Below are 26,227 nucleotides of genomic sequence, written 5' to 3' on the forward strand. Positions count from 1 at the left end.
CGGGCCCCGTACGCCGAAGCGAACGGGGCCCGTTTTCCTTGCGGTTCGCTTATTTCGATGCCGCGGGTGCAGGTGCAGGTGCCGCCGGTGCCCCGCCAAAATACTGGGCGTAAATCTTGTTGTAGGTGCCGTCGGTCTTGATGTCGGCCAGGCCCTTGTTGAGTTTTTCCAGCAATTCGGTGTTGCCCTTTTTCACCGCCAGGCCATATTGCTCGGCCGCAAAGCTGGCGTCGCTGATGGTCTTGAACTTGGCGCCGACGTTGTTGTTGACATAGTGCACCACCACGCCGTTGTCAGCCACTACGGCATCCACGCCACCGGCTTCCAGCTCTTTCAGGGCCAGTAGGGTGGACTCGAAACGTTTGATGTTGGGGCTGGCCTTGCCCTGCAGCTTGGTGACCACCTCGTCGCCGGTGGTGCCGTTCTGCACGGCCACCTTGAGTTTTTTCAGGTGGCTGAAGTCGGCGATTTTGGAGTCTTTCTTCACAGCAATCAGTTGTTGTGCGTCAAAGTAGGGCGAAGAAAAATCCATGGTCTGCTTGCGCTCGGGGGTGATCGTGATCGCGGAAACCAGCAGGTCGCGGTCGCCCTGGTTCAGTGAATTGAAGATGCCCTCCCAGGGCGTATTGATGAATTTCACCTCGATGCCGGCTTTTTGTGCCACGGCCTTGACCACGTCGATATCAAAACCAACGATCTCGCCTTTTTCGTTTTGCGATTCAAAAGGGGCATAGGCGGCGTCGGTGCCGACCACATACACCCGGGCTGCCGGCGCGGGCGCCGAGGCGGCGGGTGCTGGCGCGGTGGCCGCTGGTGCCGGTGGCTCCTGCTTGCCGCAGGCCACCAGCACCAGGCTGGCCAGCAGGGTGCCGGCAGTTTGCAGGAAATATCGTGTCGTGATGGAAGGCATGAAGACCTCGCTGGGTTGGGTTGATGGGGCCTGCAGGCCAAATCAAAAAAGTATAAACCGGCCAGGCTCCGGGTTTACCCCTTGCGGCACCCCCGTCACATCCGTTGTCAGATCTCGTCAATGCTGGTGGACAGCGCAGGCTGGGCCTGTGCACTGGCGGCTTCCAGCGAGAAGCGTTCCCGTGTGTTGATGTAGAAGCTGGCCCCAAAGCGCGCCACCGGAAAGTAGTTCTGCAAGCGCACGCGCCACAGCTCGGTGTCGATGAGTCCGTCGCGGGCATGCAGCCAGTGCACCCGGCCGATAAAAATTTGCCGGCTGGGCGTCTCGAGCAGCTCGTACAGCGTGCACTCGAAGGCCGCGGGTGCCTCCGCAATGCGCGGCGGCTTCACATGCCGGGAGGGCGCCGTGCTGAGCCCCACCTCGGCCAGCTCGCTGACGTCGGCCGGAAAGCGCTCGCCGCAGCGGTGCATCTGCCCGGCCATGGCTTCGTCGGTCAGGTGCACGACGAACTCGCCGGTGCGCACGATGTTGGCCGCTGTGTGCTTGAGCTGGCCGTCCTGCAGCCGGTTGATGCTGACCATCACGATGGGCGGCTCTTCACCCAGCATATTGAACATGCTGAAGGGCGCCGCATTGACGACGCCGTCTTCGCTCAACGTGGTGATCAGCGCAATCGGCCGCGGCACGATCAGGCTGGCCATGAGCTTGTAGCGCTGGTATTCGGTGATGGCTGAGAAATCGATGTCCATGGTCAGTTCTTTGTCGGTTGGCTTGCGATGGCGGATGGGCCCGGGCCGCGCACCAGGCGATACAGCGGGCGGTACAGTCGGCGATTTAGCGGCTGGGCCGCCAGCATGACGCGCAGCATGTCAGGCCAGCCCCAGCATCTGGGCCAGGCTTTTTTCGGCCTGGGGTTTGTCCAGGCAGATGCGGCGTTCCAGGTCGAGCAGGTGCTCGTTCATGACGCGTACCGCCTTGGCGGGTTCCCCGTTTTCCAGGTAATCCACGATGCGCGCGTGTTCGTCATGCTCGCAGGCGGCGTTCCCGGGCGGCTCGTACAGGGCGACGATCAGCGAGCAGCGGGACACCAGTTCGTGCAGGTAGCCGTGCAGCACCGCGTTGCCCGACAGTTCGGCCAGCCGCAGATGGAAGGTGCTTGCCAGGCGCGCCCAGGCCGGCTGGTCCGCGCGGTGCAGTGCCGCATGCTCGTCGCGCAACTGTTTGCGCAACAGCAAAATCTCGGCCTTGGTGATGCGCTGGGCCACCAGCGGCACGATGGCCGCTTCGAGCAGGCGCCGGGCCTGGAAGATCTGCCGCGTTTCTTCGGGCGTGGGGGCGGCCACTACCGCGCCGCGATTGGGCCGCAGGTCGACGATGTGATCATGGGCCAGCCGCTGCAGCACCTTGCGCACCGTGGCGCGGTTCACCGAGAACAGCTCGCACAGCGCCTGCTCCGGCAGCTTGGTGCCCGGGGCGATGCGCTGGTTCATCACGCTGTCAAACACCGAGTGGTAGATGCGGCTTTCCGTCTCCGACAGGCCGGGCAGCAGGGGAGCGGCGGCGTCGGCCGGCATGCCGGTGGCGGGCGCGGGTGCGCGTTTCCTGGCGGTACTCATGCGGCTGCTCCGGGGAAAACCTCGTTCATGTGGGCGCAGATGGCGCCGGGCGTGGTGAACCAGATGCGGCCTTCATCGCGCAGGCGCGCCAGATGTTCCAGCGCCCGGCGCAGATGGCGCAGGCGGTAGGGCTGACCGACGATGTAGGGGTGCAGGGCAATGCCCATCACCAGCGCCTGGCGTGTGGACTGCTCCAGCATTTCATCCACGTTGTCTATCACCATCTGCGCGAAATCCTTGCCGTCCATCTGGCGCGCGATGATCATCGGAATGTCATTGAGCTCCTGCGGGTAGGGGATGGACCACAGCGGCCCGCCGCGGGTGCGCAGGCGCACCGGCTGGTCGTCATGGCACCAGTTCAGGGTGTAGCGGTAGCCGGTTTCCGCCAGCAGGTGCGGTGTTGCCCGGCTTTCGGAAATCCAGGGCGACAGCCAGCCGGCAGGCGCCGTGCCGCTGCGCTGGGCAATGCGCGCCCGGCACGCCGCGAGCAATTCACGCTCCTGCGGCTCGGCCATGTCAGCCTGGCGCTCGGCATTGGTGTGGCCGTGGCCTATCAGTTCATCGCCGCGGGCTGCGAATGCTGCGACCAGTTCGGGGCAGTGGTCATACAGCGCGGTGTTGATGAGCGTGCCCGTCGGCAGGCCCAGCGCGTCAAACAGCTCCAGGCAACGCCACGCGCCCACCCGGTTCCCATACTCCCGCCAGGCGTAGTTCAGCACGTCAGGTTGCGGCGAGGCCGGACCGAGGTTGGCACCCAGGCCCTCGCCAAATGCGAAATGTTCCAGGTTAAAGCCCAGGTAGACCGCCAGGCGCCGCCCTTCTGGCCAACAGTAGTCGGGCCGGTGATGGATGCCCTGGAAGTCGAACAGGCCGTGTCCGGCAAGCAGGCGGGTCGCCATGTCGCTGGCGGATGCCGGGCTCATCGGTACAGGCTCCCGGTGCAGGAGCCCAGACTTCCATGCCGCGGCTTGGTGTGGGCTGCTGCACGGATTCTGTGCCTGGCTGCCTGGTTTTGGTTTGGACGCATGGGATGCCGGGAAGGGTGAATCAATGGACTGGCCTTGAGTAATTTTGGTGCCCAGATGGCTTATAAATTGTCAACAATATGAATTGTCAATTGTACCGAAAATTGACTGGATGAATGTTGACCATTTTGACGGCGTGGTACAAAGCTTGCGTTGGCGAGGGGAGCTTTTTCGATTGAACCCTTCCTTCAAGAGAAACGTCGTGTCCTTGTTTCGACGTTCATTCACAGGCCTGCTCTCGGGCAGCGAGCAGCAGATGCAGGCTGCGGCGCGCGGCCTGGTGAGCCAGCCGGTGGTATTGCTGCTGGACGAACCTTCACCGGGCCTGGCGCCCAAGATCATTGAAGAGCTGTTTGCCCGCCGGACGACCTGCGCCAGGAATCCATGACCGTGCTGCGGGTGGACCAAATGGCCGCGCTGGCCCCATCGCCGGCCGACCGTGCCTATGTGCTGGAGTCGGGGCGCGTGGTGGCACAGGGTATGGCGCAATCGCTGATGGCCGATGGCCGATGGCTCGCTGGTCAAGGCCTACCTGGGCGGTGAGGGCTAGTTGCAATACGGTTCAGTGAAGCCCTTGCCCCTGGTTTGTCATCCCGGACTTGATCCGGGATCCATGGATTGCGGGTCAGGCTCGCAATGACAAGTCAAGGTTCTGGTCATTCCGATTCAGTGTGAATAACGTGACTGAACAGTATGGGGGCCAGTTGCAGTTTGGGACTGGCCTCAAAGCGGGCCGGCCAGCCCCAGTTCGCGCACCCGCTCGATATGCGCCAGCAGGGAGCGCTTGGCCACCGGCCAGATGCGTGCATCGACGTCGTCGTAGGCCTGGGCGACCCAGTCGTCCAGTGTCCCGTCGGGCTGCGCCTGCATCACGCCGACGATCTTGGCCTCGCGCTTGAGGCGGTGCGCCTTGAGCTGGGCAATGGCGGCTTTCGCATGCCCCAGCACATAGCCGTGGGCCGGGGCGATGAATTCGATCTGGTGCTGGTCGCAGGCGCTGCTCAGCAGATCCAGGGAGTCGAGGTAGGCGCTCATGTTGCCGTCCGGCGGGTCCACCACCGTGGTGCTGCCGTTGAGGATGTGGTCGCCGCTGAACAGGATGCCGTCTTCCAGCAGCACCAGGCACACATGATTGGCGGCATGCCCGGGGGTGTGCAGCACTTTCAGGGTATGCGTTATGTCGCCCTCAGGCCCGGGCGCCACCAGCGCGAGCAACTCCTGATGCTCCAGCGCCCGGTCCGGCGTGAACGCGCTGTGGGCGCGTGCCGTGGGCTCCGAGGGCAAGCCGACGATGGCGGGCCGGGTGTTGCACAGCGCTTGCAATGGCTTGGCGCCCGGCGAATGGTCGGGGTGCGAGTGGGTGCAGACGATCAGGCGGATATCGCCGCCGGCCGCCCGGTACAGCCGGTCCAGGTGATCCGCATCGGCAGGTCCCGGATCAATCGCGATGTAGCCGGTGGCAGGCTCGCCGACGAGGTAGCTGTTGGTGCCCGGCCCGGTCATCACGCCGGGGTTGGGTGCGGTCAGGCGCATCAGGTTTCTCAGCAGTGCCACGGGCTGCGCCGTTTGCCAGTCCAGCGTGTGCACGATCTGCCCGTCGGGCGAGGTGAGCGCCAGCTCGCCGTAGGGCGCCTCGTGTTCCATGTAGCGCGCCTCCTTGCCGGCCAGCAAGCCGGCGCGCGGGCAGGATGTCCACAGCGGCGCCTCCAGCGCGCAAGCCTGGAGCACCGCATCGACATCGGGGTAATGCTGCAGCCTCTCCAGTGTGCGCAGGGTCGGGAAGATCATGAAGAAGCCGCCGGCATGGTGCCGGGCCAGCGCCTCGGCCGGGCGCACCCAGACCGGCTCGAACTGCTCGGTTTCGTCTGCCACCGGGCTCTGGCCCTCCGGCATGCGCGCCACCAGAAAGGGCACATCGAAGCGGCGCGGCAAATCGCGGTCGGTCACCCAGTGGGCCAGCACAAACACCTGGTCACCGGCCAGCGTGAGACCGCGCTGGCCGCACTGGGCGGCAAACGGAGCCTGGCGGTCCAGCGCCGCGATGTCGGCCGTGCTGGCGTAGCGGCCGTCGGCATGGCGCGCCAGCAGCACGCCCAGCTCTTCAAAGCTCTCCCGGATGGCGGCAATCGCCTGCGTCAGATGCAGGTCACTCTGGCCGGGCCGCCGCGTGGACTGGCCATGCGCTTGGGCATCCGCCGCGTCAATGCCGCCGCCTGGGAACACATAGGCGCCGGGGGCAAAGCTGGCGGTCATCGAACGCCGTGTCATCAGCACTTCCAGGCCCTGCGCTGTGTCGCGCAGCAACAGCACCGTGGCTGCCGGGCGGGTGGGGGCGGGTTCCCGCTGGGGGTAAAGGAGTTGGGAGGGTCTTGTCATGACCCGATTTTGCAGTGAAAGAGGGGGAGGCGCTGTCCCGCCGGCTTACTTCGGGTCCGGCCAGCGGCATCCGACAACTGGAATCGGAATTCGAATTGGTAGCGTGCTAAGTGTTAACCGCAATGGCGCGGCGGCGGGGCGATGCCGATACTGGCACCCATTCAATTTTCAGGCTTCAACCATGACGCATCCCCTTTTCAGGACCGCACTGGCGCTGGCAGCCACCACGCTGTGTGCCTGCAGTCTCAGCGCTTTTGCGCAGACCGCCCCGGCTGGCGCGGGGCCAGCCTGGCCGTCCCGGCAGCCCATCAAATTCGTGGCCGTGTTTCCGCCTGGCGGCTCGGTCGATCAGGTGGCGCGCATTTTGGCGCAGCCGCTGTCGCAGCAACTGGGCCAGAGCATCATTGTCGAAAACAAGGGCGGCGCGTCGGGCTCCATCGGTACCGCGGCGGTTGCCGCAGCCCCTGCGGACGGCTACACCTTTGCGGTGGTGTTCGACACCCATGGCGTCAATCCCAGCCTGATTCCCGGCCTGCCGTTTGACACACGCAAGGATCTGGCGCCGGTCTCGCTGATCGGCACCTCGGCCATGGTGCTGGCGACTTTTTCAGCGTCCGAATACAAGACCTTTGCCGATGTGGTGGCAGCAGCCAAGGCCAAAAAGAATGTGAACTACGGCAGCATCGGCTCGGGCAGCCTCGGCCACCTGGCGATGGCGCTGCTGAGCAAAAGCGGCAACATCGACTGGCAGCATGTGCCCTACAAAGGCGGCGGCCCGCTGATGTCCGATGCGGTGGCCGGCCATGTGCCCTTGTCCATTGGCTCGGTGTTTGTGACCAAGCCGCACATTGACAGCGGCCGCCTGCGCCCGCTGGCCGTGACGACCAGCAAACGCTCGCCTGATTTGCCCAATGTGCCAACCGTGGCCGAAAGCGGTTTTGCCGGTTTTGACGCGCCGGCCTGGTGGGCCATCCTGGCGCCGGCCAAAACGCCGCCCGAAGTGCTCAAGCGCATGAACGAAGAAGTGAACAAGGCCTTGAAGAACCCCGAGATCGCGAAAAAACTCAGTGCACAAGGCATTGACATCGTCGGCGGTTCGCCGGAGTCGGCCCGTGTCTTCATTGACAAGCAGATCGACATCTGGGCCAAGGTTGTCAAGGACAATGGGATCAAAGCTGATTAAATTGGCCCCCACGCTTGTCACTGCGTGTACTGCGCTGCCCCCCGAGGGGGCCGCTGCGCCTGCGGCCCGGCAAAGCCGGTTCCGCGGCCCCGGCTTGGTCTGAATCGAAACCTCCACGGCGGCTGCGTGTAGCTTCCTGCCCCTGAGTGGGCTGTTGCGCCTTGGGGCGGCACGGCGGGAAATTGTCGGCCCCGCGCTTTCAGTGTGTGCGCGGCCTGGTATCTCGCCGTGACCCGATTCATTCCTCCGGCGATACGCCCAGCGCCACCAGAAAACGCGCCACCATGTTGTAGGTGGCAATCGCGCTGGTCAGTTCGACCAGTTCCGTGTTGTCAAAATGCTCGCGCAGTGCCGCGAACACCTGGTCGCTGACCTTGACGTCCAGCGTCATTTGCGCGGCGTATTGAATCAACAACTGCTCCACCGCACCCAGCGCCGGATGCGCCGTGGTTTGGCGCGCATCGCTTTTGACCAGGGCCTGGAGTGCATCCAGCTCGGACTGGCTGCCACCGGCGGCCAGGAAGTCCGGTGCATGGTGACGGTATTCGTAGTCGGCGCCGGTCAGCAGTGCCACGGTGCAAATGCCCAGTTCGCGCAGCTTGCGGCTGGTTGGCAGCCCGGTGCGCACCGCGCCCAGGTAGATGTTCCAGGCCCGCGCCAGCGGCTCGCTCCACAGCAGCGCCTTGTCGAGGTTGATCATGGTGCCGCCCCGGCGCGCCAGGATGGCGTCCACCAGATCCTGCGGTTGGGCCTTGAGGCTGGGGCTCCATTCGGGAATGCGCATGCTTGTCTTTCGTGGTTGAGGGGCGGTGGTCGGCGCCGCAAAGCGGCAAGGCGCAGCGTCGGCGGGTAAGGTTGGCGGATGAGGTCGGCGGATAATGGCGCAATGCTAATCCGTTTTACAAAAATGCAGGGTGCGGGCAACGACTTTGTGATGCTCGACGAGACCCGCGGGCGCCTGAACCTGTCGACGGCACAGTACCGTTTTCTGGCCGACCGGCACTTCGGCGTCGGCGCCGACCAGATTCTGTCGGTGCGGCCTTCCCCCGGGGAGGGCATCGACTTTGAATATGTGATTCACAACGCCGATGGCGGCGAAGTGGAACAGTGCGGCAATGGGGCACGCTGTTTTGTGCGTTTTGTGCGCGAACAGGGGCTGACCAGCAAGGATGCGGTCAGGGTCAAGACCCTGAGCGGCGTGATCGAGCCGCGCATGCAGGCGGATGGCCGCGTGACGGTGGACATGGGCGCGCCGGTGTTTGAGTTGGCGCGCATTCCCTTCGATGCGGCGGGGTTGACGGCGCAGCCCGCTGGCTCATGGGAGAAATGGCCGCTGACCCTTGAAGACAAGGCGCTTTCAGCGACTGTTTCCATCGCCGTGCTGTCGATGGGCAATCCCCATGCGGTGCAGCTGGTCGACGACGTAGATACGGCGCCGGTGCTGGAGACCGGCCCCTTGATTGAGCACCATATGCGTTTCCCCAAACGCGTCAATGCGGGCTTCATGCAGGTCGTCTCGCGCAGCCGCATCCGCCTGCGGGTGTACGAGCGCGGCGCTGGCGAAACACTGGCCTGCGGCACCGGCGCCTGTGCGGCGGTGGTGGCCGGCATACGCTGGGGCCTGCTCGATGCGCGGGTGGACGTGCAGACCCGCGGCGGCCAGCTGACGATTGAATGGGCGGGCGGCTTCGATGCCCCGGTCATGATGACCGGCCCGGCCACTACCGTGTTCGAGTCCGAGATTGAAGTTCCCGAGTTATAAAGCCACCCCCGTCCAGGCTCACTGCGTGTAGCTTGTTCCCCCCTCTAGGGGGCGGCGCCTGCGGCCCGGCAAAGCCGGTTCCGCGGCCCCCACTCGTGTGCCCACTGAACTCTTCAACCCAGCATGAGCCGCAGGACCGGCTTTGCCGGACTGCAGGCGGAGCTATAAAACCACCCCCGTCCAGGCTCACTGCGTGTAGCCTGTTCCCCCCTCTAGGGGGCGACGCCTGCGGCCCGGCAAAGCCGGTTCCGCGGCCCCCACTCGTGTGCCCACTGAACTCTTCAACCCAGCATGAGCCGCAGGACCGGCTTTGCCGGACTGCAGGCGGGCGGCCCCCGAGGGGCTGGAGCCTGCGGCTCCAAAGCTGCTTGAGCAGCTTTGGACAGGCGACAGAGGCGAAGCGTCTCGCGAGCCGCGGCCTGCAAGGCCTCGGGAGTTACACGAAGTGAACGACCGTGGGGGCCTATTTCTCGCCTATTTCCCTACAATGCCGACATGACTCCAACTGAACATCCCATCACCGAAGACGACATCGCCAATTTCCTGGCCAACACGCCCGACTTCTTCGAGCGTCATGCGGAACTGCTGGCATCGGTGCAGCTCTCCAGTGGCCACGGCAACCGCGCCGTCAGCCTGCAGGAGCGCCAGGCCGGCATGTTGCGCGAGAAGATCAAGGGCCTGGAGACCAAGGTGGTCGAGATGATTCGCCACGGCCAGGACAATGTGCTGATCGCCGACAAGATGCAGCGCTGGACGTGCAAGCTGCTGCAGACAGCGCAGGCGCGCGACCTGCCCGGCACCATGGTGGAAGGCATCACCACCGGGTTCCAGATCCCGCAGGCCGCCATCAAGGTCTGGGGTGTCAATGGCATTTTCTCGGACGAAAGCTTTGCAACCGGCGTCAGTGAGGATGCCCAGACCTTCGCCTCCTCGTTGACCACGCCGTACTGCGGTGTCAATTCCGGTTTTGAAGCGGTCAACTGGCTGCCCGAACCTGCGATGGCGCTGTCGATTGCCCTGATTCCGCTGCGCGCGGCCGCCGGCGCCCAGGCTTCGGGCCTGCTGGTGCTGGCCTCGTCCGATCCCGAGCGCTTTCACAGCGGCATGGGCACCGACTTCCTGGAGCGCCTGGGCGAGTTGGCGGGCGCCGCGCTCTCGCGTCTGCGGGCCCAGCCGACCGGCACACCCTGAGCACGCGCCATGACGCAGCGGCCGCCAATTGCGTCCGGAGTTCCTGAAGACAGACCGGCGTCCGTGCCCGAATCGCACCCGTTGGTGGAGCGTTACCTGGAGCATGTGCGCGTTGAAAAACGCCTGGCGTCGCGCACGGTGGAGCTGTACGCGCTGGACCTGCACAAGCTGGAGGCCAACGCCCGCCAGGCCGGCGTCGCGCTGACCGAGGTGCACAGCACCCACATGCGGCGTTGGGTCGCGCAGATGCATGGCGCCGGGCGCAGCGGCCGCGGGATCGCACTTATTTTGTCGGGCTGGCGCGGCTTTTACGCCTGGCTGGGCCGTGAAGGCCTGGTGCCCGCCAACCCGGTGCAGGACGTGCGCTCGCCCAAGGTCGCCAAGCCCCTGCCAAAGGCCCTGAGCGTGGACGAGGCGGTGCAGCTGGCCAGCTACCAGTCGGATGACGAGGATGATCCGCACCTGGAAGCGCGTGACCAGTGCATCACGGAGTTGCTCTATGGCTGCGGGCTGCGCATTGGCGAACTGGTGGGGCTGGATGTGCGCGCCAGCGCGCAGGCGCGCGGCTGGGTGGACATGGATGCCGCCGAGGCCCATGTGCTTGGCAAGGGCTCGAAGCGGCGCAGCGTGCCGGTCGGCCGCCAGGCACTGCAGGCGCTGCATGCCTGGCTCGCCCTGCGCGGTGACTGGGCCGGCGAGGGCGCGGCCGCCGAAGGGGCAGCCGGCCAGGCGCTTTTCATCAGTCAGCGCGGCGCGCGGCTCACGCCCCAGCACATCCGCCTGCGCCTGAAGCGGCGTTCACTCAAGGCCGGGCTGGCCACCCCGGTGCATCCGCACATGCTGCGCCATTCGTTTGCCAGTCATGTGCTGCAGTCCAGCGGTGATCTGCGCGCGGTGCAGGAGCTGCTGGGCCACGCCAACATCACGACGACGCAGGTTTACACGCGGCTTGATTTTCAGCATCTGGCCAAGGTGTATGACGCCGCCCATCCGCGCGCTACATCGGCCGGCGTGGCTTCGCGGGCTGTCCCGCTGCCCGCAACAGCTCCCGCCCCGGCGGTGGTGAAGGTCAAGTCCAAACCGTGAACCAGGGGTGGGGTGCGGGCCCGACAAGCCATGAGCCAGTCCTGAGCTACTGAGCTCCCTGAACCGCCCGCGCCCCTGGCTTGATTTGCCCGCCCTTGCGCGGTCAGGCGACTTTGGCGACTTTGCGGCTGTAGGCTTGCCGCACAGGCGCCGCGGGAGGCGTTTCACCCAGCAGGAACACCGCACGCTTGCCTTGCGCGGGCACCGTGGCCAGCCGCTCCTGCAACTGGGTCAGCAGGCCCTGCGCGTACGAGCCCTGGGAAGGCACAATGGCGTAAGCCACGTGAACCTGGGCCACACAGTTCACATGCAGGCCCTTGTAGGGCATGAGGCAACGCGCGACGATGCGCTGGGCGAGAATGGCGGCGTCTTCCGGGCTGATGGGGCCTTCCACCAGCATGCCGAAGCGCTGCTCCGACAGCCGCGCCGCGCTATCGATTTCACGGGCGGCAGACAGCAGCCGCTCGGCAACGCGCAGTGGCAGCTCAACGGCCGCCGTGCGTCCGAAATCTTCCTGAATTTGCGCGCTGTTGATCACGTCAATCAGCATCACGGCGCTTTGGTGCTGCAGCCGCTCGGAGCGCGCGATCATGCGGATCAGCCGTTCGCCGAACACATGGTTGTTGATCAGGCCGGTGGCGGGGTCGACCCGGTCCAGGCCCTGGATGCGGCGGGTGTTTTCGCGCCGGTGCTGGCTGCGCAGCATCAGCAGCACCATGACGATGGGCAGGTGCAGGGCCACGCCCAGCTGCATGCCGTGCTGTGTGAGGAAGCCGATCGGCACCAGGTCGGCATTGCGCGCTACTGTCCAGCCGGCTGCTACCGTCACGGGCAGGTAGGCCAGCATCAGCCAGGGCGCAAACCGGTCACCGCGCCGCCAGGCCCATGCCATGACCACCATGCCGCTGAACTCCAGCAGCAGCAAGGCAGGAATAAAGAGGTCCATGCGCGATGCGACTGGCATCACGGCCAGCACTGCGGCGACCGCCACGCCCAGCGCCGCCTGGCCGACCATCAGCCAGTGCAGTCGGGGCAGGCGCTCGGGCAGCGCCACGGTAGCCGAGATGAAGAGCAGCGTGGCCGAGGCCGTCAGCATGGGCAGGACCGAGGTGGACACATCGTTCCACCAGGGCCAATGGGGCCAGAGGTGCAGGCCGCCTATGCCCGTCAGGGTCGCTTGCGTGAGGCCCATCAGCGCGACGCACAGGGCGTACAGGCCGTAGGCACTGTCCCTCAGCGAGATGGCGCTCAGCAGCGACACCAGCGCGGCCAGGCCCGTCAGCCCGAAGAAGATGCCCAGGATCAGCGAGATGCGCTGCTCGGAGTAGCTCAGGCGTCCTTCGCTGATGAACCGCAGGGGGGCGCTCAGGGCGTGTCCGTTTTCCAGGCGCAACAGGTAGTTGGTGGGCACTTCAGCGGACAGGGCGATGGGCAGTAGCGGATGGCGGTGCGGTACCGGCCATTTGTTGACGGCCACCAGATCGCCCGCCCTCTGTTCATTCCACTTGCCGGCGCTGTCCATGGTGTACAGGGAGGCGCGGTTGACGGACGGGTAGGGTACTTCGAGGTACCAGCGCTCGGCGTCCGGTGCGGGAGGCACATTGAAGCGGATCCACAGGGGATAGTCGCTGGTGACCGGGTAAATGGACTCGCCGCTCGTCGGCTTCCATGGGATATCGTGTGTAGTGGAGACCTGTTCCGGCGTGAACCTGCCGCTGCTGTCAATCCAGTAGTCACCCCAGTCCGCCAGCGGAACCGGCTGGGTTTGGGTGTCCAGGTCGAGTACTGTGCGCGGGTGCGCCTCCAGGGTGGTCAACGCCAGTAGCGATCCCGCCAGCAGGCTCAAGGCCAGCGCCGCAAGGCGGGCCCGGATAGCCGGGGCGAACAGGCGATTTGCAAAGCCGGCGAATGGCTTGCAATTCCTCAACTGCCTTAACTGCTCTGGAAAGTAATCAAAAATCATTAACCGGCGATTGTCGCAAACTTTTCTGGAAATTGGCATCCCCTGAATTGGGGGGAAAGTGCTGAAATTGAGTGCAGCGGTCGCTTTGGGCCAGCGGGCAGCCGGTTTGGGGCCGCAGGGGTCCAGATTCAAACCACGACAATAGCGGCATGAAAATAATTCGACTGAAGGAAGGCAAAGAGCGCTCCTTGCTGCGCCGCCACCCCTGGATTTTTGACGGCGCCATCGCCAAAGGGGGTGGGGATGCGGGTGAAACGGTCAGGGTGGAGAGCCATGCGGGGCAGTTCCTGGGCTGGGCTGCTTTCAGTCCCAGCTCCAAAATTCGGGCGCGGGTCTGGAGCTTTGATGAAAGCCAGCGCATAGATGCTTCTTTTTTTGTAGCGCGTATTGACCAAGCCATCAAAGCCAGGGACTTGTTCGACATTCAGAGTGATGGCCGACGCCTGGTCCACGGGGAGTCTGATGGCTTGCCGGGCCTGGTGGTGGACCGTTATGCCGACACGCTGGTGGCGCAATTCTCCAGTTGCGGCACCGAACGCTGGAAAAGCGTGATCGTGGAGGCCCTGCTGGCGCAAACCGGCCTGACCCGCCTGTATGAGCGGTCGGATGCCAGTGTGCGGTCGCTGGAAGGTCTGCCGGAGGCAACGGGCTGGCTGAGTGGAGCCCCCACGCTTGTCGCTTCGCGTACTACGCTGCCCCCCGAGGGGGCTAATTTTCCTTGGGGCGGCCCGGCGGAAAATTGCAGCGGCACGGAAATCATCATTACCGAACACGACTGGAAACTGAGCCTGGACGTGGCGCAGGGCCACAAGACCGGCTTTTATCTGGACCAGCGCGACAGCCGGCAGAGGTTTGCCGCCTACACGCGGCGCCGGCAGTTTGAGCGGGTCCTCAACTGCTACTGCTACACCGGCGGCTTTACGGTAGCCGCGCTGGCTGGCGGCGCGAAGCACGTGACATCCATTGATTCGTCCGGACCCGCCCTGGACCGCGCCAAAGCCAATGTGGCCCTGAACGGTTTCGATGCCAGCCGCACGACGATGCTGGATGCCGATGTGAACGCCATGCTGCGCCAGTACCAGAAAGAGGGCCGAACCTTCGACGCCATCGTGCTCGACCCACCGAAGTTCGCGCCCACGGTCACCCATGCCGAGCGTGCGGCTCGGGCTTACAAGGACATCAACCGGCTGGCGCTGGCCATCCTGGAGCCTGGCGGCGTGCTGTTCACTTACTCCTGCTCCGGCGGCATCAGCGCCGACCTGTTTCACAAGATCGTCGCCTCGGCCGGCACCGATGCGGGTGTGGATGCCTTTATTTCCGAACGTATGGGCGGCGCGCCCGATCACCCCATGACGGTGGCGTTTCCGGAGGGTGAATACCTCAAGGGGCTGGTGCTGGTCAAAAAACCGGGTGCGTAGCCGTTTGCGCGGTCCGGTGATGGATCAAACCGGCTTGCGGCCCTTGTGACAGGATGCAATTTGCTACTAATATAGTAGCAAATTGCAATGCAGGGGAGCCGCATTCTGGCCCGCGAGAATGCGCCGGGGCTTGACACGGCCTGTAAAGTAACTGCTGGCAAAGTGGGATTGGCCAAAGCTCGCCAGGGGCATGTACAGACCGCTAAACTCCCCTGCTTGGTTTCCATTCCCGCTTTGCGTATTTTTTGCATTTTTCCGTTTTTTAGGCAGACACCATGAGCTTGATCCCTGTCACCATCCTCACCGGCTTTCTGGGTTCGGGCAAAACCACGCTGCTCAAGCGCGTGCTGACCGAAGCCCACGGGCAGAAAATCGCCGTCATCGAGAACGAGTTCGGCGAGGAAAACATCGACAACGAAATCCTGGTGAACGACACCAGGGAAAACATCATCCAGATGAACAACGGCTGCATCTGCTGCTCGATCCGCGAGGATCTGCGCGAAACGCTGCAGTTGCTGGCCGCCAAGAAGCGCAAGGGCCTGCTCGACTTCGAGCGCGTGGTGATTGAGACCACCGGCCTGGCCGATCCGGGCCCGGTGGCGCAGACCTTTTTCATGGACGAGGAAATTGCCGAGCAGTACCTGCTGGATTCCATCCTCACCCTGGTCGATGCCAAACATGCCCAGGTCCAGCTCGATGATCGCCAGGAAGCGCGTCGCCAGGTCGGCTTTGCCGACCAGATATTCATCAGCAAGTCTGACCTGGTGGCCGCGGACGAGGTGAAGGCTCTGATGCACCGCCTGACGCACATGAATCCCCGCGCGCCCCAGAAGACCGTGCATTTCGGTGAGGTGGCGATTGCGGATGTGTTTGACCTGCGCGGCTTCAACCTCAATGCCAAGCTCGATATAGATCCCGATTTCCTGACGGCCGAAGAGCATGCGGCGCATGATCATCACGACCATGAGCACGGCGAGCATTGCGACCACCCCTCGCATGCGCACGAAGGGAGCCAGGGTCACCATCATCACCATGATGACGACGTCAAGAGTTTTGTATTCCGTTCGGACAAGGCCTTCAGCCCGGCCAAGCTGGAGGACTTCCTGGGAGCGGTGGTAAATATCTACGGCCCGCGGATGTTGCGCTACAAGGGCGTGCTTAATATGCAGGGAACCGACCGCAAGGTGATTTTCCAGGGGGTACACCAGCTCATGGGCAGCGACCTCGGTCCCGCATGGGCTGAGGGCGAGAAGAAAAACAGCAAGATGGTCTTCATCGGTATCGATCTGCCCAAAGATATTTTTGTGCAGGGCCTGGAGCAGTGCCTGGTTTGAGTTAGGCTGTTTTCCTGCAACTATAAAAGGCAGGAGGGTTTCATGTTTGTCTCGATTCTCCAACGATTTGGTTTCAGGGTGTCACAGCACGCTGGCGAGCCGCTACAATCGCGCGCCGACCAAAATACCCGGAAAGCTGAATCGGGAGGCCTGTCAGGTAGAAAACAGGGCGCAAGCAGCGTTAAAGTGGCTTCTGTGGATACCGGCAAAGCGGCAGACAAACCGGGCGATCTGGCAACGGGTCGTTCGGCACAAGGTAAGGCCGGACTGCCTGACAGCAGTTTGACCAGGAGACAGCCCGGGGATTCTCCCAAGGCCGCCTCCGAGAGGAGACATATCGTGAAAGCCACAGCTAAGAAGTCCAAAACACCAGTCAAGGCAGTTGCCAAAGCAGCGGTGAAAGCCAAATCGGCGCCCAAGGCCGCAGCGACGACGGCGGTCAAGGCCGCGAAAAAAGCCGTCAAACCTGCGGTCAAAGCCAAACCGGCTCCCCCACCTGCCGCCAAAAAGACAGCCAAGGTGCTGCCCACGAAAAAGTCCGCCCCTGTCGCCAGCAAAAAGGCAGTGATCCAAACGCCAGCCAAAACCAAGGTGGCAGCCAAGCCTGCCAAAACATCCAAACCCGTGACCAAATCGATCACCCAGCCCGCTGTCAAAGCGACCACCAAAGCAGTTGCCAGAGACGACACCGCCGTCAAGGTTTCAGTTACCCAGAAAGCGCCGCCTGCGGCCATGCCTGTTCCTGCTCCGGTGCCTGCCCGGCAATCGGTGCTGAGGGCTCCGCCGCCACTGAAACCGGGGCGAAGAAGTTCCGCCCGGATGGCGACCCAATCACCCCCGCCCGCACCTATGGTGCCAACCCATGCGCCCGACGCAGCCAAAGCCAGTTACTCCACAATGACCGAACGTGTGATCGCGCCGCCCATTCAGGCGGCTGCCAAAAAAGACCCCAAGCTTGCCAACAACTGGAAGGCCAAGCCCGCAGAGCAGTTGACTGACGAGGAAGTCAAGGCCATGCCTGATTCCGAGTACATGAACGAAAAGCAGATGGCTTTTTTCCGCCACAAGCTCTCGGTGCTCAAGCAGGAAATCCACAACAGTGCCGGTGAAACCACCGAACACCTGCGCGAAGACACCGTGGTCGTGCCCGACCCGGCAGACCGCGCCACCATTGAAGAAGAGCACGCCCTTGAATTGCGCACCCGTGACCGCGAACGCAAGCTGCTCAAGAAGATCGAGCAGTCGATTGCCCGCATTGACTCCGGTGACTACGGCTACTGTGACGAAACCGGTGAACCCATTGGTGTGGGTCGCCTGATCGCGCGCCCCACCGCCAATTTGTCACTGGAAGCGCAGCAGCGCCGTGAGCTCAAGCAAAAGATGTTTGGTGATTAAGGCCGGTTTGCCGGCTGAGCATCTTTAACCGTCCTGTCATGTCCAAAGAAGATACCGAATCGGGCTTGCTCGCCAAGATGGTGAAGTTCGTCCGCAATCCTGCGACGAACTGGTCAGATCTGGACTCCGCGCAAACAGACCGGAACGAAGCCATGAGCAAGCAATTGCTCAAGGAGATGATTGAGCGCAAGCGTCGTAACGACTTTGTGCGCAAGCGCGAGTTCGACATGCTGCGCAAGATGCGCAAGCGCGAAGCCCTGGTGGGTGTGGGCCAGGATCCGGGCGGGCGGCCATCGTTTTTTCAGAGCAGCATGCCTTCCAGGCCGGATGACCGTGCTTCTACGCTCAAGAAAATCGACGAGATCGAGGCGCAGATGTCCATGCAATGGTGGAAAACCAAGAATGGCACGGTCCAGGGTGGTTCGCTCCAGGGGCCCCTGGGGGCCCGTGGCAAGCCTGCCGAGACGCAGACCTCGCTGCTGGACAACGCCCTGCCTACCGCCTACAAGGCCACGGCGCCCGCCGGGTTTGAGTCTGCCGCCCAAAAAGAGGCAACTCCGGCGTCAGCACAGGCGGTGATGCCGACCCAACCTGACGCTTTGCAAACGGTACCTGCAGCCGCCTCGGCGCCAACCCAGCCGGCGGGCCTTCCGGCAACGCCCCGTGCGATTGGTGGCCTGGCGGGCGTTGGGGGTGATTACGACGGCAATACATCGGGCTTTTCCCCTTCCAAGCTCACAGCGGTGGAGGTGGTGGAGGAAGTCGGTGTGCATGATGCGGAACTGGAAGAGGTCGCCATCCGCTTTGCCAATGGCGATGATGCGGGTGCCGAAGCGGGCCTGCTTGAAATTTTGGCGCCGGGCGGTATTCGGGCGGAGCACACTGAAACCTGGCTGGCGCTGTTTGATCTGTACCGTGCAACGGGTCAGCAGGACAAGTTCGAGACGGCCGCGATCCAGTTTGTGGAGCGATTTGACCGTTCGGCACCGCAGTGGTTCTCCATGCCGGATATGGTGAAAATGCTCAGCGCTCCGTCTGGCAAGGCAAGCACCGGGCCTGCTGCCGACTGGGTGTGTCCTTCGGTGTTGGGCATCCAGACCGTGGCGGCCCTCAAGGCGGCCACCGCCAGGGCGCCGATGCCGTGGCGCCTGGACTGGCGCAATCTCAAAACCATTGAACTGGCTGCCCTCGAGCCATTGACCGGGGTGTTCAGCGCCTGGGCGGCACAGCCCGTCCAGCTGGGTTTCATGGGCGCTGCGCAACTGATGAAGGTGTTGCAAGGCGCCACTCCCTCGGGCAGCCGGGATACGGCTCAGAGCTGGTGGCAACTGCGCCTGGAGGCGCTCCGTGTAATGCGCCGGCCTGACGACTTTGAACTCGCGGCCCTTGATTTTTGCGTGACTTACGAAGTTTCACCGCCCGCCTGGGCTGCCGCACGCTGCAAGTACAAGTCGCTGGATGCAACAGGCGGTCCAACGAGTCAGGCCATCATCGGGGAAGTTTTTCGCGATTCGACGCATTCGGGCATAAGTGGCCTGGAGGGGGATACCGTGATAGATGGACAGAGCTCGATGATGAACCAGCTGGCGTCGGTGGAGCTGTCCGGGCAAATACAGGGTGATGCCGTTGAAGTGCTGAACAAGCTGGAGGCCAAGCTGATGGGGGCAGACACGATGCTGATCTCCTGCGCCAAGCTCATACGCGTCGATTTTTCTGCCGCGGGCACGCTGCTTAACTGGGTGTCGGCGCGTGCGGCTGAAAACCGTTCCATACAGTTCTCGGACGTCAATCGTCTGGTGGTTGCTTTTTTCAATGTGATCGGAATCACGGAGCATGCCAGGGTGCTTGCCCGCGTTGACTGATATCTGTAATAGATGCCTCGCCCTGCGGGATCCACTTCTGTTTTCGGGGCGCTACGAGACCATTGCCGGCAATCCGCTAACTTGTGCGACCCTTGTCCGGGCCGGAAGTCATGCCCCGGCCCTGCTTGTGGCTTATGCCGGTCGTTATGAGTGAGCGATCTGCTGACTGTTTTTTCACAAAAAAACAGGAACGTTGCTGACACCCACCTCTCGCGCTGATTGGCACTGTCTGGGCATCATCCGGGGCCTCGCCTTGCTCCATTGGTGTGCGCGTCGCGATGTGCATCGTTTAATGCAACACTTTCATTGACCTTGCTAAGTGCTTAATTTAGAACACTTTTTAAGTTTGGCGTAATTTTTGAAGATGCTTCTAAGTCCTTGATTTCATTGAAAAAATTTGTGTCAAACCGCTTGCTTGCAGAATGTTTCCTGATAAAGTGGGAGAAAGTGCAATTTAGTGGTGAAAAGTGTTTTATAAAGGTTTGTAACGGTGTTTCAAGGCGCGTCATCTCTAGCTCTCGATACCAAGGGACGGCTCTCTGTGCCGACCCGGCATCGCGACGTGCTGAGCGCCACTGCCTCCAGCCAGCTCACTATCACCAAACATCCGCACGGCTGCCTTATGATTTTCCCACGCAACGAATGGGAGAAATTCCGCGAGCGCATTGCCTCGTTGCCCATGCAGGCCCAATGGTGGAAGCGGATTTTCCTCGGTAATGCGATGGACGTAGACATGGATGCGACTGGCCGTGTATTGGTTTCGCCTGAACTCCGGCAAGCTGCCGGCATCAGCAAGGATGCGGTGCTGCTCGGCATGGGCAGCTACTTCGAGCTCTGGGACGCCGCGACTTATGCCGCCCAGGAGGCCGAGCAGATGAAGGGTGAAATGCCCGATGTCTTCAGAGACTTTTCATTCTGAAAGAAGACGGTGCAAGACACATGGACACACCGCACCGTCTTGTTGAACGAAGCCATAGCGGCGCTTCACATCAACCCGGACGGCCACTACATCGACGCGACTTTCGGTCGCGGCGGGCATTCGCGCCTCTTGTTGTCGCAGCTCTCGCCGCAAGGACGTCTCACGGCCTTCGACAAGGACCTCGACGCCATCGCGGAAGCGCAAACCATTACCGACCCGCGGTTTTCAATTCGCCACGAAGGTTTCATGCACCTGGGTCAACTGCCCGCTGCCAGCGCAGCGGGCGTGCTGATGGATCTTGGCGTGAGCTCGCCCCAGATCGACAACCCGGTGCGCGGCTTTTCCTTTCGTTCCGAGGGACCTCTGGACATGCGCATGGACACCACGCGTGGCCAGAGCGTGGCCGAGTGGCTGGCAGATGCATCCATAGAAACAATGGCGGAGGTGATTCGTGAATATGGCGAAGAACGGTTTGCTCAACAGGTTGCAAAGGCGATTGATCGTCGCCGACAGGAACGGGGCCCTCTTCGAACCACCGCTGAGCTGGCCGAAGTCGTGGCTGGCGCGGTCAAAACCCGCGAGCCGGGCAAGGACCCTGCAACGCGCACATTTCAGGCTCTTCGGATTTTCATCAACGCCGAGCTTGAAGAGCTGCAACAGGCGTTAGAAGCTTCACTGAAAGTACTCCAACCGGGAGGCCGTCTGGTGGTGATCAGTTTTCATTCGCTCGAAGACCGCATCGTCAAGCAATTCATCGCCGGGCAATCGCGCGAAGTGTTCGACCGTCGCGCCCCATTTGCCGCACCCAAGGCCATGAGGCTCAAGGCGCTGGGCCGCATCAAGCCCAGCGAAGAGGAGATTGCCGCCAACCCCCGTTCCCGCAGCGCCGTGATGCGGGTGGCCGAGCGCACCGGGGTGAGCGCATGAACACCGCAAAACTACTCCAGCACGCACGCAACTCAGTGGGTGTGAGCATGAGTGCAGTACGCGCAGCGATCAGCGTGGGCGCCAACGAACGCCGCGAAGGGCCGCCCCGAGCAAGTTCAGCCCTCGAGGGGCTGGAGCCTGCGGCCCCAAGCCTGCTTGAGCGGGTTTGGACAGGCGACAGAGGCGAAGCGTCCCGCGAGCCGCGGCCTGCAGGGCCTCGGGAGCTACACGGAGTGAGCAAGCGTGGGGGCTCTTCCCTCCAGCAGGGGCCGCGGGACTGGCTTTGCCAGACCGCAGGCGCAGCGGCCCCCTCGGGGGGCAGCGTATTACACGCAGTGAAAAGCGTGGGGGCCACCAGATGCTCCGCCTGAACCTCGTCCTGCTGCTGGCGGTGCTGGCCAGTGCGCTTTATCTGGTGAGCACCCAGTATGAGTCGCGTCGCCTGTATGTGGAGCTTGAAAAGGCCACCGCCCACAGCCGGCAAATCGAAACGGATAATGAACGCCTGCAGCTTGAAAAGCGTGCCCAGGCCACGCCTCTTCGGGTTGAGAAACTCGCCAGGGATCGCCTGCAGATGCGCACGGCAACGCCGGCCATCACGCAGTATGTGACCTACCAGGAGGCCGCGGTTGCCGGGGTGCCGCATGAGTAGGAGCGTTCTCTACAGCTCCAGCCCCTTGCTGGCCAGCAAGACGCCGGTCTGGCGCAGCAAATTTATTGTGGCGGCCATTGCCCTGGCTTTTGTGGGGCTGGCGGGGCGGGCCGCGTACATCCAGGTTTTCGGCAATGAATTTTTCCAGCGCCAGGGTGAAGTCCGCTTTGCCCGGACGCTGGAGCTGCCGGCCAATCGCGGCCGTATTCTCGATCGCAATGGCCTGATTTTGGCTTCCAGCGTGCCTGCTCCCAGTATCTGGGCCATCCCGGAAGACGTCGAAGCGAGCAAGGCCCAGCTTGCAGAACTCGCCAAGCTGCTGGAAATGCCGCAGGCCGATCTGAAGAAAAAACTGGGTAACGAGGATAAAACTTTTGTCTGGCTCAAGCGCCAGGTCGACGAGCCGATAGCCCAGCAAATCCATGCGATGGGCATCAAGGGGATCTATGCGCGCCGGGAATACAAGCGCAAGTACCCTGAAGGCGAGGCGGCTGCCCATGTGGTCGGTTTCACCAACGTCGAAGACAACGGCCAGGAAGGCATCGAACTCACGTTCAACAAGGAGCTCGCCGGAAAGGCGGGCTCACGGCGTGTCATCAAGGACCGGCTCGGTCGCGTGGTTGAAGGCGTTGGTGAGCAGGTGCCGCCGATCGAGGGCAAAGACATCCAGTTAAGCGTTGACAGCAAGGTGCAGTTCTTCGCTTACCAGAAGCTGCGCGACGCCGTGACCGCGCGCAAGGCCAAGGCCGGCAGCGTGGTGGTGCTTGATGCGATCACCGGCGAGGTGCTGGCGCTCGCCAACTACCCGAGCTACGTGCCCGACAAGCGGCAGAACCTCACTGGCGAGCAACTGCGCAACCGCGCGCTGACTGACACCTTCGAGCCCGGTTCAACGATGAAGCCGATCACGGTCGCCATGGCGCTGGAAGCCGGCCGGGTCAAACCGCAGACCCTTGTCGAAACCGGGCCTGGCCGCTTCAGCATCGGCGGCTTTACCATCAGCGATACCCACAATTACGGTACGCTGACCGTCGAGGGCGTGATCCAGAAGTCGAGCAACGTCGGTGCATTGAAAATCGCGCAGAAGATGAGTCCGCACGAGATGTGGGATACCTACACCGCGCTCGGTTACGGGCAGAAGCCCCAGATCCAGTTTCCCGGCGCCGTCACAGGCCGGCTGCGACCCTGGAAAAGCTGGCGGCCTGTTGAGCAGGCGACCATGGCTTATGGCTACGGGCTCTCGGCCTCGCTGTTCCAGATGGCGCATTCCTATACCTCGTTTGCGCACGATGGGCAGATCATTCCGGTTACGATGCTCAAGAGCACTGAGCCCGCCGTCGGCGTCAGGGTGTTTTCTGCCGAGAACGCGCATGCGGTGCGAAGGATGCTCCAGATGGCCGCGGCACCGGGTGGCACCGGTCAACTGGCACAGACGGTCGGCTATTCGGTTGGCGGCAAGTCGGGCACGGCGCACAAGCAGGTCGGCAAGGGCTATGCGAGCAATAAATACCGTGCCTGGTTCACCGGCATGGCGCCGATTGAGGCGCCGCGCATCATCGTCGCGGTGATGATCGACGAGCCGAGCGATGGCCAGTATTTCGGCGGCGTTGCGGCGGCGCCGGTATTCAGCGAAGTGGTGCAGCAGACGTTGCGCATGATGGGCGTGCAGCCGGACGTGAGCGTCAAGCCGCAAATCGTGACGCAGGCTGTCGAGGAGTCGTTTTGACAACCCAGCTCCATACCCCCGAGCAGGCGGCCCGCTGGTTGCGTGAGCGCGTGACCGGCAGCCTGCGGACGGACAGCCGCATGGTGGGCGGCGGTGACGGATTCATTGCGTGGCCTGGCGCCGCGACGGACGGCCGGAAGTATCTCGGTGATGCACTGGCTTCGGGCGCCCGCGCCTGCCTGGTGGAGTTGCAGGGTTTTGAGCCCCGCGGCCCGGATGACGAAAGGGTGGCCGCTTACGCAGGACTCAAGGCGGCAACCGGCCCCATCGCCGCTGCCTATTTTGATGAGCCAAGCCGGCATTTGCAGGTCGCGGCCGTCACCGGCACCAATGGCAAGACATCGACAACATGGTGGCTGGCCCAGGCGCTGGGCAGGCTGGGGCGCAAATGCGGTGTCGTGGGAACCCTGGGCATCGGGGCGCCCGGTGCGGTGGTTTTCACGGGGTTGACCACCCCTGATCCTGTGCTGCTCCAGCAGCAAATGCGCCGTTTTGTGGATGAGGGCTTCGCCACCTGCGCCCTGGAGGCTTCCTCGATAGGGCTGGTGGAGCGGCGGCTGGACGCCACCACCATACAGGTCGCGATCTTCACCAACTTCACGCAGGACCATCTCGACTACCACCCGTCCATGCAGGACTATTGGGAGGCCAAGAAAATGCTGTTCAGCTGGCCAGGCCTGAAGGCAGCAGTCATCAATGTGGACGATGGCAAAGGCCTTGAGCTGAGCGCGTCACTGGCCGGCTCGGACCTGGATGTCTGGACATTGTCCTGCACAGGGCCGGCCCGAATTCATGCACAAAAAATTCACCACGGCGTGAATGGCGTGAGTTTTGATGTTGTCGAAGGCGCGGAGCAGCACCGAGTTTCCAGCAAGCTGGTCGGCCAGTACAACGTGTACAACCTGCTGGGCGTCATCGCGGCCCTGCGTGCCATGGGCATACCGCTGGTCGATGCCGTGGCTGCTTGCGCCGACCTGCTGCCGGTGCCGGGGCGCATGGACACGCTGGCGGAAGAAGGCCTGCCCCTGGTCGTCATCGATTACGCGCACACGCCTGACGCCCTGGAAAAAGTACTCACAGCGCTTCAGCCGGTCGCGCGCAGCCGCGGTGGCCAGCTCTGGTGCGTCTTTGGCTGTGGCGGAGACCGCGATGCCGGCAAACGCCCGCTGATGGCAGCGGTGGCGGAAAAAAATGCCGACCGGGTGGTGGTCACCAGCGACAACCCGCGCAGTGAGAATCCGCTGGCCATCATCGACCAGGTGCTGAGGGGGTTGAATCACCGCGATGCCGTGCACGTGCAGGCAGACCGGGCCATGGCGATTACGCATGCGCTGAGTTTGGCGCAAGCCCATGATGTGGTGCTGCTGGCGGGCAAGGGGCATGAAAGTTATCAAGAGGTCCAGGGCGTGAAGCTTCCTTTTTCCGACAGGACGCAGGCGCAAGCCGCTCTCGCCCTGAATGCGGCGCGCGTGGCACGCCAGGCCGGGGGAGGCTCCGCATGATGACCTTGCAACAAGCCCTGGGCTGGTTGCCGTCGGCCCGGCTAGTGGGTGATGGCAGCGTGAAGCCTCTGCGCGTGCACACCGATACCCGCAGCCTGCAGGCCGGCGACCTGTTCGTGGCGCTCAAGGGCGAGCGCTTTGACGCCCATGATTTTCTGGCGCAGGCCAAGGCACAGGGCGCCGTGGCGGCGATTGCCCACCATGGCCTGGCCGCGGCAGGTCTGCCGGGTCTGGAGGTGGCTGACTCGAAACTGGCGCTCGGCCAACTGGCGGCCGGCTGGCGTTCGCAATTCAGCTTGCCCCTCATTGCGGTGACGGGAAGCAACGGAAAAACGACGGTGACGCAGATGATCGCGGCTATCCTGCGGGCCTGGAAATCCACGCAGGCTTTTGCCACGGAAGGCAATCTCAACAACGACATCGGCGTGCCCCTGACGCTGTTGCGCCTTCGTGCCTCCCATGCGGTGGGCGTGGTGGAGCTGGGCATGAACCATCCCGGCGAAATCGCCTACCTGGCCGCCTTGGCCAAGCCTGGCGTGGCGCTGGTCAATAACGCCCAGCGCGAGCACCTTGAATTCATGGCCACGGTGGAAGCCGTCGCCCGGGAGAACGGCTCCGTGCTGCAGGCCCTCGGCACGGATGGCATTGCCGTTTTTCCTGCCGATGATGACTACACCGCCATCTGGCGCGGCCTCGCGGGGGCGCGCCGCGTACTGACTTTTGCACAAACGGGCCCGGCCGATGTCACGGCCCAGGCGCAGTGGAGCGGCGACTGCTGGCAGGTTGCGGCCCGGACACCCGCAGGGCCGCTTGATTTTCCCCTGCATATTGCGGGCCGGCACAACGTCAAGAATGCGCTGGCCGCCACCGCCTGCGCGCTGGCCGCCGGCGTTCCCCTGCCAGTCATCGCGGCGGGTCTATCGGAATTTGCCCCGGTCAAGGGACGTTCCCGCGCCCTGACCGTGCGCCTGGCGAATCGTGTGGTGACATTGATCGACGACACCTACAACGCCAATCCCGACTCCATGCGCGCGGCCATCGAGGTGTTGGCCGAGCTGCCGGCGCCGCGCCTGCTGGTCATGGGCGACATGGGTGAGGTGGGCGACCAGGGTCCCCAGTTTCACGAAGAGGCCGGCCGGTATGCCCACGCGCGGGGCATCGAGCAGCTGTTCACGCTGGGAGCCCAGTCCCAAAGGGCGAGTACCGCTTTCGGCGCGGGACGCCATTTCAGCCAGATGGCCGATCTGGCCGCCGCCGTGGTGGCTGAATTGCCGCAGGCGGGCAGTGTGCTGGTGAAGGGCTCCCGCTTCATGAAGATGGAGCAGGTGGTTCAGGTCATCGCAGATCACACAAAAAACTACAAGGAAGAAACATGAGCCC

The 26,227-nt window shown here is 63.3% G+C and carries 23 protein-coding genes; 16 read left to right on the forward strand and 7 right to left on the reverse strand.

Features of this window, described 5'->3' with window-relative positions; translation table 11 throughout:
* Window positions 1–49: 49 nt before the first annotated feature.
* From BPRO_RS05190 to BPRO_RS05205, 4 genes are all read right to left on the reverse strand, one after another.
* Window positions 50–910, reverse strand: coding sequence for a basic amino acid ABC transporter substrate-binding protein (locus BPRO_RS05190; protein ID WP_011482005.1), 861 nt, complete (start codon window positions 908–910; stop codon window positions 50–52).
* Window positions 911–1,017: 107 nt separating this feature from the next.
* Window positions 1,018–1,659, reverse strand: a complete 642-nt coding sequence (locus BPRO_RS05195; protein WP_011482006.1) for a flavin reductase family protein — start codon at window positions 1,657–1,659, stop codon at window positions 1,018–1,020.
* 120 nt (window positions 1,660–1,779) lie between these two features.
* The gene (locus BPRO_RS05200) at window positions 1,780–2,526 is read right to left on the reverse strand and encodes a GntR family transcriptional regulator (protein WP_011482007.1); all 747 of its coding nucleotides are present in this window, start codon (window positions 2,524–2,526) and stop codon (window positions 1,780–1,782) included.
* Window positions 2,523–3,449 carry a polysaccharide deacetylase family protein gene (locus BPRO_RS05205; protein ID WP_011482008.1) on the reverse strand — a complete coding sequence of 309 codons (927 nt, stop codon included), beginning with the start codon at window positions 3,447–3,449 and terminating at the stop codon, window positions 2,523–2,525. Before BPRO_RS05205 ends, BPRO_RS05200 begins: the two co-directional genes overlap by 4 nt.
* Before the next feature lie 304 nt (window positions 3,450–3,753).
* On the opposite strand from BPRO_RS05205, the gene BPRO_RS30860 reads away from it, so the two are divergent.
* Window positions 3,754–3,939, forward strand: a complete 186-nt coding sequence (locus BPRO_RS30860) for a hypothetical protein (RefSeq protein WP_369794696.1) — start codon at window positions 3,754–3,756, stop codon at window positions 3,937–3,939.
* A complete protein-coding gene (locus BPRO_RS30865) occupies window positions 3,936–4,094 on the forward strand; it encodes a hypothetical protein (protein ID WP_369794697.1) in 159 nt (52 codons plus the stop codon). The genes BPRO_RS30860 and BPRO_RS30865 overlap by 4 nt, the downstream gene beginning before the upstream one ends.
* A 180-nt stretch (window positions 4,095–4,274) precedes the next feature.
* Here BPRO_RS30865 and BPRO_RS05215 read toward each other — a convergent pair whose 3' ends face one another.
* Entirely contained in the window at window positions 4,275–5,927 is a 1,653-nt protein-coding gene (locus BPRO_RS05215; RefSeq protein ID WP_011482009.1) for an MBL fold metallo-hydrolase, read from the reverse strand.
* Between the two features lie 181 nt (window positions 5,928–6,108).
* Between BPRO_RS05215 and BPRO_RS05220 the strand changes: the two genes are divergently transcribed.
* On the forward strand, window positions 6,109–7,110 hold the full coding sequence (locus BPRO_RS05220; RefSeq protein ID WP_011482010.1) for a tripartite tricarboxylate transporter substrate binding protein: 1,002 nt from the start codon (window positions 6,109–6,111) through the stop codon (window positions 7,108–7,110).
* Window positions 7,111–7,348: 238 nt separating this feature from the next.
* Here the strand turns inward: BPRO_RS05220 and BPRO_RS05225 are convergent, their stop codons facing one another.
* Entirely contained in the window at window positions 7,349–7,894 is a 546-nt protein-coding gene (locus BPRO_RS05225; protein ID WP_011482011.1) for a carboxymuconolactone decarboxylase family protein, read from the reverse strand.
* Between the two features lie 102 nt (window positions 7,895–7,996).
* On the opposite strand from BPRO_RS05225, the gene dapF reads away from it, so the two are divergent.
* The 3 genes from dapF (at window position 7,997) to BPRO_RS05240 (ending at window position 11,149) form a co-directional block, all read left to right on the forward strand.
* Window positions 7,997–8,872 carry a diaminopimelate epimerase gene (gene dapF, locus BPRO_RS05230; protein WP_041388401.1) on the forward strand — a complete coding sequence of 292 codons (876 nt, stop codon included), beginning with the start codon at window positions 7,997–7,999 and terminating at the stop codon, window positions 8,870–8,872.
* A gap of 495 nt (window positions 8,873–9,367) precedes the next feature.
* Window positions 9,368–10,063 carry a DUF484 family protein gene (locus tag BPRO_RS05235; RefSeq protein ID WP_011482013.1) on the forward strand — a complete coding sequence of 232 codons (696 nt, stop codon included), beginning with the start codon at window positions 9,368–9,370 and terminating at the stop codon, window positions 10,061–10,063.
* Window positions 10,064–10,072: 9 nt separating this feature from the next.
* Window positions 10,073–11,149 carry a tyrosine recombinase XerC gene (locus BPRO_RS05240; RefSeq protein WP_011482014.1) on the forward strand — a complete coding sequence of 359 codons (1,077 nt, stop codon included), beginning with the start codon at window positions 10,073–10,075 and terminating at the stop codon, window positions 11,147–11,149.
* A gap of 103 nt (window positions 11,150–11,252) precedes the next feature.
* On the opposite strand, the gene BPRO_RS05245 is transcribed toward BPRO_RS05240, so the two are convergent.
* Window positions 11,253–13,112 carry a sensor domain-containing diguanylate cyclase gene (locus BPRO_RS05245; RefSeq protein WP_041388403.1) on the reverse strand — a complete coding sequence of 620 codons (1,860 nt, stop codon included), beginning with the start codon at window positions 13,110–13,112 and terminating at the stop codon, window positions 11,253–11,255.
* Window positions 13,113–13,261: 149 nt separating this feature from the next.
* On the opposite strand from BPRO_RS05245, the gene BPRO_RS05250 reads away from it, so the two are divergent.
* The 10 genes from BPRO_RS05250 to murF all read left to right on the forward strand — a co-directional run bounded on the left by BPRO_RS05250 (window position 13,262) and on the right by murF (window position 26,223).
* Window positions 13,262–14,530: a class I SAM-dependent rRNA methyltransferase gene (locus BPRO_RS05250; RefSeq protein ID WP_011482016.1), complete on the forward strand. Its 1,269-nt coding sequence runs from the start codon at window positions 13,262–13,264 to the stop codon at window positions 14,528–14,530.
* Between the two features lie 275 nt (window positions 14,531–14,805).
* Window positions 14,806–15,864 carry a CobW family GTP-binding protein gene (locus BPRO_RS05255; RefSeq protein ID WP_011482017.1) on the forward strand — a complete coding sequence of 353 codons (1,059 nt, stop codon included), beginning with the start codon at window positions 14,806–14,808 and terminating at the stop codon, window positions 15,862–15,864.
* A gap of 339 nt (window positions 15,865–16,203) precedes the next feature.
* Complete coding sequence (gene dksA / locus BPRO_RS28410; RefSeq protein ID WP_157045734.1) at window positions 16,204–17,259, forward strand: RNA polymerase-binding protein DksA; 1,056 nt, start codon at window positions 16,204–16,206, stop codon at window positions 17,257–17,259.
* 38 nt (window positions 17,260–17,297) lie between these two features.
* Window positions 17,298–19,121, forward strand: coding sequence for an STAS domain-containing protein (locus BPRO_RS05265; protein ID WP_011482019.1), 1,824 nt, complete (start codon window positions 17,298–17,300; stop codon window positions 19,119–19,121).
* A 490-nt stretch (window positions 19,122–19,611) separates the two neighbouring features.
* The gene (mraZ, locus tag BPRO_RS05270; protein WP_011482020.1) at window positions 19,612–20,040 is read left to right on the forward strand and encodes a division/cell wall cluster transcriptional repressor MraZ; all 429 of its coding nucleotides are present in this window, start codon (window positions 19,612–19,614) and stop codon (window positions 20,038–20,040) included.
* 9 nt (window positions 20,041–20,049) lie between these two features.
* Entirely contained in the window at window positions 20,050–20,967 is a 918-nt protein-coding gene (rsmH, locus tag BPRO_RS05275) for a 16S rRNA (cytosine(1402)-N(4))-methyltransferase RsmH (protein ID WP_011482021.1), read from the forward strand.
* A gap of 358 nt (window positions 20,968–21,325) precedes the next feature.
* Complete coding sequence (ftsL, locus tag BPRO_RS05280) at window positions 21,326–21,619, forward strand: cell division protein FtsL (protein WP_011482022.1); 294 nt, start codon at window positions 21,326–21,328, stop codon at window positions 21,617–21,619.
* Window positions 21,612–23,345: a peptidoglycan D,D-transpeptidase FtsI family protein gene (locus BPRO_RS05285; RefSeq protein WP_011482023.1), complete on the forward strand. Its 1,734-nt coding sequence runs from the start codon at window positions 21,612–21,614 to the stop codon at window positions 23,343–23,345. Before ftsL ends, BPRO_RS05285 begins: the two co-directional genes overlap by 8 nt.
* Window positions 23,342–24,847, forward strand: a complete 1,506-nt coding sequence (locus BPRO_RS05290; protein ID WP_011482024.1) for a UDP-N-acetylmuramoyl-L-alanyl-D-glutamate--2,6-diaminopimelate ligase — start codon at window positions 23,342–23,344, stop codon at window positions 24,845–24,847. Before BPRO_RS05285 ends, BPRO_RS05290 begins: the two co-directional genes overlap by 4 nt.
* On the forward strand, window positions 24,844–26,223 hold the full coding sequence (gene murF, locus BPRO_RS05295) for a UDP-N-acetylmuramoyl-tripeptide--D-alanyl-D-alanine ligase (RefSeq protein ID WP_011482025.1): 1,380 nt from the start codon (window positions 24,844–24,846) through the stop codon (window positions 26,221–26,223). Before BPRO_RS05290 ends, murF begins: the two co-directional genes overlap by 4 nt.
* Window positions 26,224–26,227 lie beyond the last annotated feature (4 nt).

Origin of the sequence: Polaromonas sp. JS666 (genome assembly GCF_000013865.1) — a bacterium.
Taxonomy (GTDB): Bacteria; Pseudomonadota; Gammaproteobacteria; order Burkholderiales; family Burkholderiaceae_C; genus Polaromonas.

Bases quoted from the DNA above. Each gene is read 5' to 3' on its own strand.
- BPRO_RS05190 (WP_011482005.1), bottom strand. From the start codon at position 910: ATGCCTTCCATCACGACACGATATTTCCTGCAAACTGCCGGCACCCTG.
- BPRO_RS05195 (WP_011482006.1), bottom strand. From the start codon at position 1,659: ATGGACATCGATTTCTCAGCCATCACCGAATACCAGCGCTACAAGCTC.
- BPRO_RS05200 (WP_011482007.1), bottom strand. From the start codon at position 2,526: ATGAGTACCGCCAGGAAACGCGCACCCGCGCCCGCCACCGGCATGCCG.
- BPRO_RS05205 (WP_011482008.1), bottom strand. From the start codon at position 3,449: ATGAGCCCGGCATCCGCCAGCGACATGGCGACCCGCCTGCTTGCCGGA.
- BPRO_RS30865 (WP_369794697.1), top strand. From the start codon at position 3,936: ATGACCGTGCTGCGGGTGGACCAAATGGCCGCGCTGGCCCCATCGCCG.
- BPRO_RS05215 (WP_011482009.1), bottom strand. From the start codon at position 5,927: ATGACAAGACCCTCCCAACTCCTTTACCCCCAGCGGGAACCCGCCCCC.
- BPRO_RS05220 (WP_011482010.1), top strand. From the start codon at position 6,109: ATGACGCATCCCCTTTTCAGGACCGCACTGGCGCTGGCAGCCACCACG.
- BPRO_RS05225 (WP_011482011.1), bottom strand. From the start codon at position 7,894: ATGCGCATTCCCGAATGGAGCCCCAGCCTCAAGGCCCAACCGCAGGAT.
- dapF (WP_041388401.1), top strand. From the start codon at position 7,997: ATGCTAATCCGTTTTACAAAAATGCAGGGTGCGGGCAACGACTTTGTG.
- BPRO_RS05235 (WP_011482013.1), top strand. From the start codon at position 9,368: ATGACTCCAACTGAACATCCCATCACCGAAGACGACATCGCCAATTTC.
- BPRO_RS05240 (WP_011482014.1), top strand. From the start codon at position 10,073: ATGACGCAGCGGCCGCCAATTGCGTCCGGAGTTCCTGAAGACAGACCG.
- BPRO_RS05245 (WP_041388403.1), bottom strand. From the start codon at position 13,112: ATGATTTTTGATTACTTTCCAGAGCAGTTAAGGCAGTTGAGGAATTGC.
- BPRO_RS05250 (WP_011482016.1), top strand. From the start codon at position 13,262: ATGAAAATAATTCGACTGAAGGAAGGCAAAGAGCGCTCCTTGCTGCGC.
- BPRO_RS05255 (WP_011482017.1), top strand. From the start codon at position 14,806: ATGAGCTTGATCCCTGTCACCATCCTCACCGGCTTTCTGGGTTCGGGC.
- BPRO_RS05265 (WP_011482019.1), top strand. From the start codon at position 17,298: ATGTCCAAAGAAGATACCGAATCGGGCTTGCTCGCCAAGATGGTGAAG.
- ftsL (WP_011482022.1), top strand. From the start codon at position 21,326: ATGCTCCGCCTGAACCTCGTCCTGCTGCTGGCGGTGCTGGCCAGTGCG.
- BPRO_RS05285 (WP_011482023.1), top strand. From the start codon at position 21,612: ATGAGTAGGAGCGTTCTCTACAGCTCCAGCCCCTTGCTGGCCAGCAAG.
- murF (WP_011482025.1), top strand. From the start codon at position 24,844: ATGATGACCTTGCAACAAGCCCTGGGCTGGTTGCCGTCGGCCCGGCTA.